Below are 8,450 nucleotides of genomic sequence, written 5' to 3'. Positions count from 1 at the left end.
CGCGTGCTGGAGCCTGGCGAATGGTTGTCACCAGAAGCGGTTCAGGCAGGATTCGGCGGTCGGGCTGAAGTCGAGGTCCGCCTTCCTTTCCGCGCTCCTGAGCTGACCAACGCGGCGGGCTACCGCCTCTACGCGTTCTATCCTTAGCAGCCTGTCGGGCTTGAGACTGTCAGCGGCTGACCCGCGTCGTCGCACCGTCGCGCAGCACTCGAACGCGCTCACCTGGCCGGAAGTTTTCGCCGCCATCCTCCTGAACGACCGCGAGCAATTGTCCATTCGACAAGCGCACTGTCACCTCGACTCCGGTGCGACGGGTCACACCCTCCTCGATCGCGGCACCTGCGACACCACCAGCGACTGCGCCAAGTACGGTGGCAATGCCCCGACCGCGCCCGCCACCCACACCACTGCCGGCAATACCGCCGACTGCGGCACCAGCGACCGGTCCGACCGGTGTTTTCGTGCCTTCGATCTGGACCCGGCGGACTGCCTCGACCGAGCCATACTGAACGGTCATCGCGCGGCGTGCCTCGGCACGCTCATAGGTGCCGCCGCCAAGGCCGGACGCACACCCGGCCATGACCAGTGAGGCTGCCGCAACCACCGCAAGCCCGGTAGAACGGAATATCGTCATCTTCACCATAAAACCTCATCGAAAGCCTGTTGATAACACGCCGCGATCTCTTCGCGGGTCGGCGCATGGTTCTGCCCGCCACGGCTGGCGATCTTGATCGCTCCCATGACCGAGGCTAGCCGACCTGCACGCTCCCAATCGTAAGCGTTTGCAATGCCGAAAAGCAGACCACCTCGATAAGCGTCGCCGCAACCGGTCGGATCCTCGATGGCAGCCGGCGCGGCACACGGAATGTCGATCTGCCGGCCGTCGGCAAAAATCGTTGATCCGGCTGCACCTCGAGTCACGATCAAGGCCTCAACTTGATCCGCGAGCTGAGCAAGGCTCAGCCCGGTCTTCTCGGCCAGCATGCTGCCCTCGTAATCGTTGACCGTGCAGTAGCTCGCCAGTTTCAGGCACTCGAGCAACTCGCCGCCGCTGAACATCGGCAAACCCTGGCCCGGATCGAAGACGAAGGGAACACCGGCCTGGGCGAACTCGGCGCTGTGCTGCAGCATGCCGTCCCGGCCGTCCGGCGACACGATGCCAAGACGAATGTCCGGCGCGTCGGACACGCGATTCAGATGCGATACGTTCATCGCGCCCGGGCGAAATGCAGTGTGCTGGTTGTCGTCCAGATCGGTAGTGATGAACGCTTGCGCAGTGAAGCTTCCCTCCACCCGACGCACATGGTCTCGGCGCAGGCCGAGCCGGTCGAAGCGATCGAAGTACGGCGCGGCATCGTCGCCCACCGTGGCCATGATCAGCGGATCCGCTCCCAGCAGCTTGAGATTGTAGGCGATGTTGCCTGCGCAACCCCCGAACTCGCGCCTCATGTCGGGCACCATGAAGGCCACGTTCAGGATGTGGATCTGATCGGGCAGGATGTGATTCCGGAAGCGGTCATGAAACACCATGATGGTGTCGTAGGCAACCGAGCCGCAGACGAGAATGGACATGGGCGAGCCTTGGATGAGCAAAAGCCGATTATCCCCGATTCCCCGGTGCCATTGGCTTGAACATTCACAACTTCGTCACTCGCTCGTCACCGTCCTGCAACAGGCACCAACCAGACTCCGGCCATTGGTCATTCAAGGAGAACGAAGCGATGCGCCAGGACACCGGAACCATTGCCCAACACAGCCCGCGGTCACGACTGCATGCCACGTTTGCCAGCTGTGAGAGCGAAATCGTCGAGGCGCAAAAGCTTCGCTACCGCGTGTTTGCCGAGGAGATGGGTGCGCGTCTGTCCGCACGGACACCGGGTGTCGACCGGGACATCTACGATCCGTACTGCGAGCACCTCATCGTGCGAGACGAGGGTCTCGGGCGGATCGTCGGCACCTACCGCGTCCTCTCTCCCAGCGCCGCACGACGGGTGGGCGGCTACTACAGCGAAAACGAGTTCGACCTTACAAGGCTTCAACACCTGCGCTCGCGCATGGTGGAAGTCGGCCGCTCCTGCATCGACCCGGAGTATCGAAACAGCGCGGCGATCGCCTTACTGTGGACCGGGCTTGCCCGCTACATGCGCAGCAACGGCTATGACTACCTCATCGGCTGCGCGTCGGTCAGCATGCACGACGGCGGCCACGCGGCGGCCGGCCTGTATAATCGCCTTGTCACAACGCACGAATCACCCCCCGAGTACCGGGTGTTCCCGCGCACTCCCCTGCCGCTGCAGGATTTGCGCGACGACGTGCGGGTCGACACCCCGCCGCTGATCAAGGGCTACCTGCGGGCAGGCGCCTGGATCTGCGGCGCGCCGGCCTGGGATCCGGATTTCAACACCGCGGACCTGCCTGTATTGCTATCGATGAACCGGGTCGAGCCACGTTACGCCCGTCATTTTCTCGGACAACGCGACTGAACACAGAAACCCTCTCCTCTCGCACGACACCTCCGATCACAGCAAGCCTGCCCCTGCGCAGCTGGCGGCTGCTGCGATTGGCCCTGCACCTTCTGATCGGTCTGTGCGTGACGCTGTTCGTTTATCCATTGCGCTCGCCATTGCAACGCCAGCGCATCCGGCAGCGCTGGTCAAGCCGCCTGCTCGCCATTGTCGGGCTCAGGCTGGAGCATGAGGGGGAGCGCGTTCAGCCAGGGTGCCTGCTGGTCGCCAACCATGTCTCATGGCTTGACATCTTCGTCGTCAACGCGCTGGCACCCGCGGCTTTCGTTTCCAAGGCGGAGGTGCGCAACTGGCCGCTGATCGGAGTGCTTGCCGCGCGAAACGAGACGGTCTTCCTGATGCGTGGCAGCCGTGGTCACGCCCGCATCATCAACGCCGAGGTCGGCGCGATTCTCGATGCGGGTCGGAACGTGGCACTGTTTCCCGAGGGCACGACGACGGATGGCTCGCATGTGCTGCATTTTCATGCCGCCCTGCTGCAACCCGCGGTCGAGTCGGGCCACTCGGTCCAGCCTGTCGCGATCAGCTACCTCGACGCCCAGGGCCGGCACAGCCTCGCGCCAGCCTATGCTGGCGACACCAGCCTCATCGAATGCCTGATGGCAATCGTCGGGAGTCGCGCGCTGATCGCCTCGGTTTCGGTCGGCTCACCGCTGCCAACCTGCAACGGATTGCATCGCAAGGAAGTTGCCCGGCAGGCACGCGAGACGATCGTCGCCCACGTCAGCCGGCACGCAGGCCAGGTGGAAAGACACCACTGAGAGCCCATGCAGGGTCAGCCGGGAATCTGGAACAGGACTCCGTCCTCGAGCCTGATCGCAGTCAGCGCCCCGCCCCAGACACATCCGGTGTCGAGCGCGATCACGCCATCTTCGCGGTGCAGGCCAAGCGCCGACCAGTGCCCGCAGACGACTGTGTGATCCCAGCAGGCCCGGTAGGGCACCTTGAACCATGGCAGGGTGCCAACGGGCGCCCTGGATGGCGGGCCCTTGGCGCGCAGCGCCAGTTCGCCGTCGGGGAGACAGAAGCGCATGCGGGTCAGCGCATTGACGATGAAGCGCAAGCGGTCCCAACCGGTCAGACGCGGATCCCACTGGCGCGGCTGATCACCCTGCAGCTTGAGGAGGAATTCCTGTGAGCGTTTGCTCCGCAACATCTCGGACACCTCACGCCCTCTATCGACCGCTTCGTGGGCGCTCCATGCCGGGGGCACGCCTGCATGCACTACCAGATAACGGTCCTCGCGATGGACGAGCGGTCGCCGAACCAACCAGTCGAGCAACACGTCCCGGTCCTTGGCCTTGAGCACGTCATCGAGCGTGTCGTCCTTGCCCCTGCGCGTAAAGCCGGCGGCGACCATCAGAAGGTAGAGATCGTGATTACCCAGCACCGCAATCACCGATTCACCCAGTTCGCGCGCCAGGCGAAGAACCTTTGCTGACTGCGGCCCACGATTGACCAGATCGCCGACCAGCCAGAGGCGATCCTGCGCTGGGTCGAAGCGCAGCTTGTCCAGCAGACGCGCGAACGGGTCGTAACAGCCCTGGATATCGCCTATCGCATAGACCGCCATGCCGCGCGCTTACTTGTTGTAGTACTCGCGGTACCAGGCGACGAAGCGGGCGACACCATCGCGCACATCGGTCTCAGGCGCAAACCCGGTCCATGCCGCGAGTTCGTCGGTGTCGGCAAAGGTCGCCGGCACGTCGCCATCCTGCAGCGGCAGGAAGTTTTTCTCGGCGGTTACGCCGATCGCGGCCTCGATCGACTCGATGAAACGCATCAACTCTACCGGGTTGTTGTTGCCGATGTTGAACACACGGAACGGTGCATTGCTGCTGCCCGGGTTCGGCTGATCCGGGTCGAACTCCGGATCCGGCCCTGGCACCCGATCGAGGGTGCGGATCACGCCTTCGACGATATCGTCGATGTAGGTGAAGTCGCGCCGCATGCGGCCATGGTTGAAGACGTCGATCGGACGCCCGGCTAGCATCGCGTCGGTGAACAGGAACAAGGCCATGTCCGGCCGCCCCCATTGACCATACACCGTGAAGAATCGCAAGCCGGTGGTGGGCAGGCCATAAAGATGGCTGTAGGTGTGCGCCATCAGCTCGTTGGCCTTCTTGGTCGCCGCGTACATGCTCACCGGGTGATCGACGCTGTCGTGCTCCGAGAACGGCATGCGCGTGTTGCCGCCATACACGCTCGAACTGCTCGCGTAGACCAGATGCTCGACCGAGTTGTGGCGACAGCCCTCAAGGATGTTCATGAAGCCGACGATGTTGCTGTCAATATAGGCATGCGGATTCTGCAGCGAGTAACGTACCCCCGCCTGGGCGGCCAGATGCACGACGCGATCGAACTTCTCACGTGCGAACAAGGCTTCCATGCCCGGCCTGTCGGCCACGTCCATGCGGACAAAGCTGAAATTGGCATGAGGCTCGAGTCGGGCCAGCCGGGCCTCCTTGAGACGCGGGTCGTAGTAATCGTTGAGATTATCCAGCCCCACAACCTCTTCGCCGCGCGCAAGCAGCACTTGGGAAACATGCATGCCGATGAATCCGGCAGCACCGGTGACGAGTATCTTCATGACCAGTTCGGGCTCAGCAATTTTCGGAAGATTCCAATTATGTCATACGCCCCGTGCCCGCCGTCCGCTGCGATGGCGATGCGACACCACGTTTATACTTCTGGCCCGGCTTCTCGAATCTGCTCCGCATGTCTCTGTTGCGCTTGCCCTACTCCCTGCTCTGGTATGTCGCCCTGCCCGCAGTGCTGCTTCGACTGGCCTGGCGCGCCCGGCGCCAGCCAGCCTACCTGCAGCATGTCGATGAGCGATTCGCAAGCTATCGCGCAGCGCCCACGGGCCCAGTGGTCTGGATCCATGCGGTTTCGGTCGGGGAGACACGCGCCGCCGAACCATTGGTGCGAGCGGTCCTAGAGCGGCTTCCGGACCACGAGGTGCTGCTCACCCACATGACACCCACCGGGCGAGACACAGCGGCGAGCCTCTTCGGCGCCTCTCCACGGGTTCGCTCGGTCTATCTTCCCTACGATATCGGCTTGCTCTCGCGACGCTTCCTGAGACACTTCCGGCCTCGCCTGGGCATCATCATGGAAACCGAGCTATGGCCGAACCTGTTGCTCGCATGTCGCGCCGCCAGTGTCCCGGTACTGCTCGCCAACGCCCGGCTCTCAGCGCGATCGGCGCAGCGCTATGCGCGCTGGCCGGCACTGACTGCCCTCACGCTCGGCGCACTGGACGCCGTCGGCGCGCAGACCGGAGCCGACGCCGAACGACTGGCGCAACTCGGTGCACGGCAGGTTTCGGTCACCGGAAACATCAAGTTCGACATCGCCCCGCCACCCGCATCGGACACGCTCGCCCAGACCCTCCGCGACCGCATCGGCGGACGACCGGTGGTGCTTGCGGCCAGCACCCGTGAAGGCGAGGAATCGTTGATCCTGGACGCGTTCGCCGCGCGAGCGCAGGCCGACACCCTGCTCGTATTGGTGCCGCGACACCCGCAACGTTTCGAGGAGGTGGCCACGCTCGTCCGGGACCGGGGTCTGAGCCTGCAGCGGCGAAGCGAGAACACGACGATAGATCGTGCGACGCGGGTCATGCTCGGCGATTCGATGGGCGAGATGTTCGCCTACTACCGGCTCGCCGATGTCGCGCTGATCGGCGGCAGCTGGCTGCCATTCGGCGGTCAGAACCTCATCGAGGCCAGCGCGGTAGGCACGCCCGCGCTGATCGGCCCCCACACCTTCAACTTCGAACTGGTCGCCGGGCAGGCAGTGGCCGCAGGCGCGGCCTTGCGTTTCGAGACCGTCGAAACCGCCATACTCAAGGCTCTGGAAATCGCAACCGACCCGCGGCAGCGGGCCAGTATCGGAGAAGCAGGGCTCGCCTTCAGCACCGCTCACCGCGGTGCGACGAAACGGACGCTGGAGATCGTCGAGCGCCTGCTCCGAGCGGCTCAGTGACCCAACAAGGTATTGACTACCTCAAGGTCTTCTTCGTCCAGCGTGCCGGCCGCGGCCTTGAGTCGGAGCTGTGCGAGCAACGTGTCGTAGCGCGCACTGGCGAGTTCGCGACGGGTGTCGGCGAGTTGGGACTGGGCGTTGAGCACATCGATGTTGATTCGCACACCGACCTCGAAACCGAGACGGGTGGCCTCGAGCGCCGACAAGGACGAGACCTCAGCCGCCTCCAGCGCCCTGATCCGGGCCAGGCCACTGGTTACGCCGAGGTAAGCCTGGCGTGCGGACAAGGCGGCATCGCGGCGAGCGCCTTCAAGATCGAAGTCGGCCTTGGTCAGCAGCGCCGCCGCCTCTCTCTCGCGCGACGAGATCGACCCGCCAGCATAAAGCGGCACGTTGAGCTGAACACCGACTGCGGTCGCTGACGTCCGTGGTGCCTGAGCGCTGTTCTGGCGATGCGACCAGCTCTGGCTGGCCACGAGATCGACCGTCGGCAGGTGTCCGGCGCTGGCCCTGGATGCTTCGCGGCTTGCCAGCTCACGCGCAAGGTGCTGGATCTGCACCCCGAAACCCGCCAGCTCCGCCGCAGAAACCCAGTCCGCCGCATTGTCCGGTGCCGGGCGGGACAGCTCGACCTCCGGACGAAGACGGGCGAGTTCGCCCGGGTCGCTGCCGATGAGTTGGGTGAGCGCATCGCGCCGGACGTCGAGTTCATTCTGCGCCGCAATGACCTGCGCCGAGGCGAGATCGAAGCGCGACTGTGCCTCGTGCACGTCGGTGATCGTCACGGTGCCGACCTCGAAGCTGGTCTTCGCGATCTCGAGCTGCTCCGCGGCAGCGGTCTGCAACTGCGTCACCGCCTCGAGAGCGTCCTGCGCATTCAGCACGTTGAAGTAGGCATCCGAGACACGCAGGATCAGGTCCTGGCGCGCCAGTTCGAACTGCACTTCAGCCAACTCGGTCTGCAGTTCGCCCTGCTCGGCGGCGATCCGGTTCTGCATGCGAAACAGCGGCTGTGTGAGTTGCACACCCCAGGCGTTACCGGTGAAGCTGCTGCTGGGTTGCCCGCTGGGATCGACCCAGTTACGGGTGACGCTGCCGCTTGCCCCGATGTTCGGCAACAGCGCCGCACGCCCTTGCACGGCCCTTTCCCGTCCAGCCTCGAACTCGGCACGGGCCGCGGCAAACCGGGCATCCTGTGTCACCGCTTCGCGGTAGACATCGAGCAGGTCGGCTGCCCCCGAAAAAGCAGGAAAAGCGGCGACGATCACAGCTGCGAGAAAGCGTTTCATTGGGGACTCCATTGCGAACCGGATCGGCTCGAATTCTTGTGCTTAGTACTGGGGCATCGACGGGTCGACGCTCGCCGCCCATCCGGCGACGCCGCCCGACAGGTTGATGACGTTGGCGAAGCCCTGGCGTTCGAGAAAAACGCAAACCTGGGCGCTGCGCCCGCCGTGATGGCAAATCACGACGATGTCGCGATCGCGCTCCAGTTCATCGACTCTGGTGGGCACGACACCCATCGGTATCAGCTTCGACCCCTCGATGTGGCAAAGCTGAAACTCCCAGGGTTCGCGAACATCGAGCAGCGCCGGATCGGCGCGGCTGTCGTCGGACAGCCATTCGGCAAGCTCTCGCGCGGGAATCTGTTTCATGGCTGGCGTTGCTCAGAATCTGAAGGCGTCGCCCGCCGGTGCGTTGCTGAGCATCGGCACGAGCGATTCGAAGATGTCTTCGGTGGCGTACTGACCGGGTTCGACACAGGTTACCAGTCGGGCCTTCATGACCGGCGCGTCGCCGACGAAGGCGAACAGCCGTCCGCCCGGCTTGAGCTGCTCGAGCAAAGCGCGCGGCAGAGAAGGCACCCCCGCGGAAACAACGATAACGTCGAAGGGACCGGAATCAGGCAAGCCGCCAGCGCCGTCACCCTCGAGC

General features: G+C 64.2%; 10 protein-coding genes. 3 read left to right on the top strand and 7 right to left on the bottom strand.

Annotation, left to right across the window (positions count from 1 at the left end):
• Window positions 1–169 precede the first annotated feature (169 nt).
• Window positions 170–634 (bottom strand): outer membrane lipoprotein, encoded by a 465-nt coding sequence (locus GPA21_RS17635; protein WP_211163671.1) that lies wholly within the window; start codon window positions 632–634, stop codon window positions 170–172.
• 2 nt (window positions 635–636) lie between these two features.
• Entirely contained in the window at window positions 637–1,572 is a 936-nt protein-coding gene (locus GPA21_RS17630) for a carbohydrate kinase family protein (protein WP_168989414.1), read from the bottom strand.
• 149 nt (window positions 1,573–1,721) lie between these two features.
• Between GPA21_RS17630 and GPA21_RS17625 the strand changes: the two genes are divergently transcribed.
• Together GPA21_RS17625 and GPA21_RS17620 are read left to right on the top strand one after the other, a co-directional pair.
• Window positions 1,722–2,483 (top strand): GNAT family N-acetyltransferase, encoded by a 762-nt coding sequence (locus tag GPA21_RS17625; protein ID WP_168989413.1) that lies wholly within the window; start codon window positions 1,722–1,724, stop codon window positions 2,481–2,483.
• A gap of 77 nt (window positions 2,484–2,560) precedes the next feature.
• A complete protein-coding gene (locus GPA21_RS17620; RefSeq protein ID WP_339379806.1) occupies window positions 2,561–3,286 on the top strand; it encodes a lysophospholipid acyltransferase family protein in 726 nt (241 codons plus the stop codon).
• Between the two features lie 14 nt (window positions 3,287–3,300).
• Here the strand turns inward: GPA21_RS17620 and GPA21_RS17615 are convergent, their stop codons facing one another.
• Window positions 3,301–4,098 carry a symmetrical bis(5'-nucleosyl)-tetraphosphatase gene (locus GPA21_RS17615; protein ID WP_168989412.1) on the bottom strand — a complete coding sequence of 266 codons (798 nt, stop codon included), beginning with the start codon at window positions 4,096–4,098 and terminating at the stop codon, window positions 3,301–3,303.
• Window positions 4,099–4,107: 9 nt separating this feature from the next.
• Window positions 4,108–5,115 (bottom strand): NAD-dependent epimerase, encoded by a 1,008-nt coding sequence (locus GPA21_RS17610; protein ID WP_168989411.1) that lies wholly within the window; start codon window positions 5,113–5,115, stop codon window positions 4,108–4,110.
• 128 nt (window positions 5,116–5,243) lie between these two features.
• Between GPA21_RS17610 and waaA the strand changes: the two genes are divergently transcribed.
• On the top strand, window positions 5,244–6,515 hold the full coding sequence (waaA, locus tag GPA21_RS17605; protein ID WP_168989410.1) for a lipid IV(A) 3-deoxy-D-manno-octulosonic acid transferase: 1,272 nt from the start codon (window positions 5,244–5,246) through the stop codon (window positions 6,513–6,515).
• On the opposite strand, the gene GPA21_RS17600 is transcribed toward waaA, so the two are convergent.
• The 3 genes from GPA21_RS17600 to GPA21_RS17590 all read right to left on the bottom strand — a co-directional run.
• A complete protein-coding gene (locus tag GPA21_RS17600) occupies window positions 6,509–7,804 on the bottom strand; it encodes a TolC family outer membrane protein (RefSeq protein ID WP_168989409.1) in 1,296 nt (431 codons plus the stop codon). The two genes, waaA and GPA21_RS17600, sit on opposite strands and share 7 nt — an antisense overlap.
• 42 nt (window positions 7,805–7,846) lie before the next feature.
• The gene (locus GPA21_RS17595; RefSeq protein ID WP_168989408.1) at window positions 7,847–8,170 is read right to left on the bottom strand and encodes a rhodanese-like domain-containing protein; all 324 of its coding nucleotides are present in this window, start codon (window positions 8,168–8,170) and stop codon (window positions 7,847–7,849) included.
• A 12-nt stretch (window positions 8,171–8,182) separates the two neighbouring features.
• On the bottom strand, window positions 8,183–8,450 hold a 268-nt coding region (locus tag GPA21_RS17590; protein WP_422614172.1), incomplete at its 5' end, for a protein-L-isoaspartate O-methyltransferase family protein.

Origin of the sequence: Azoarcus taiwanensis (genome assembly GCF_012910885.1) — a bacterium.
GTDB lineage: Bacteria > Pseudomonadota > Gammaproteobacteria > Burkholderiales > Rhodocyclaceae > Azoarcus_F > Azoarcus_F taiwanensis.
This window is presented reverse-complemented; position numbering and strand designations above follow the sequence as displayed.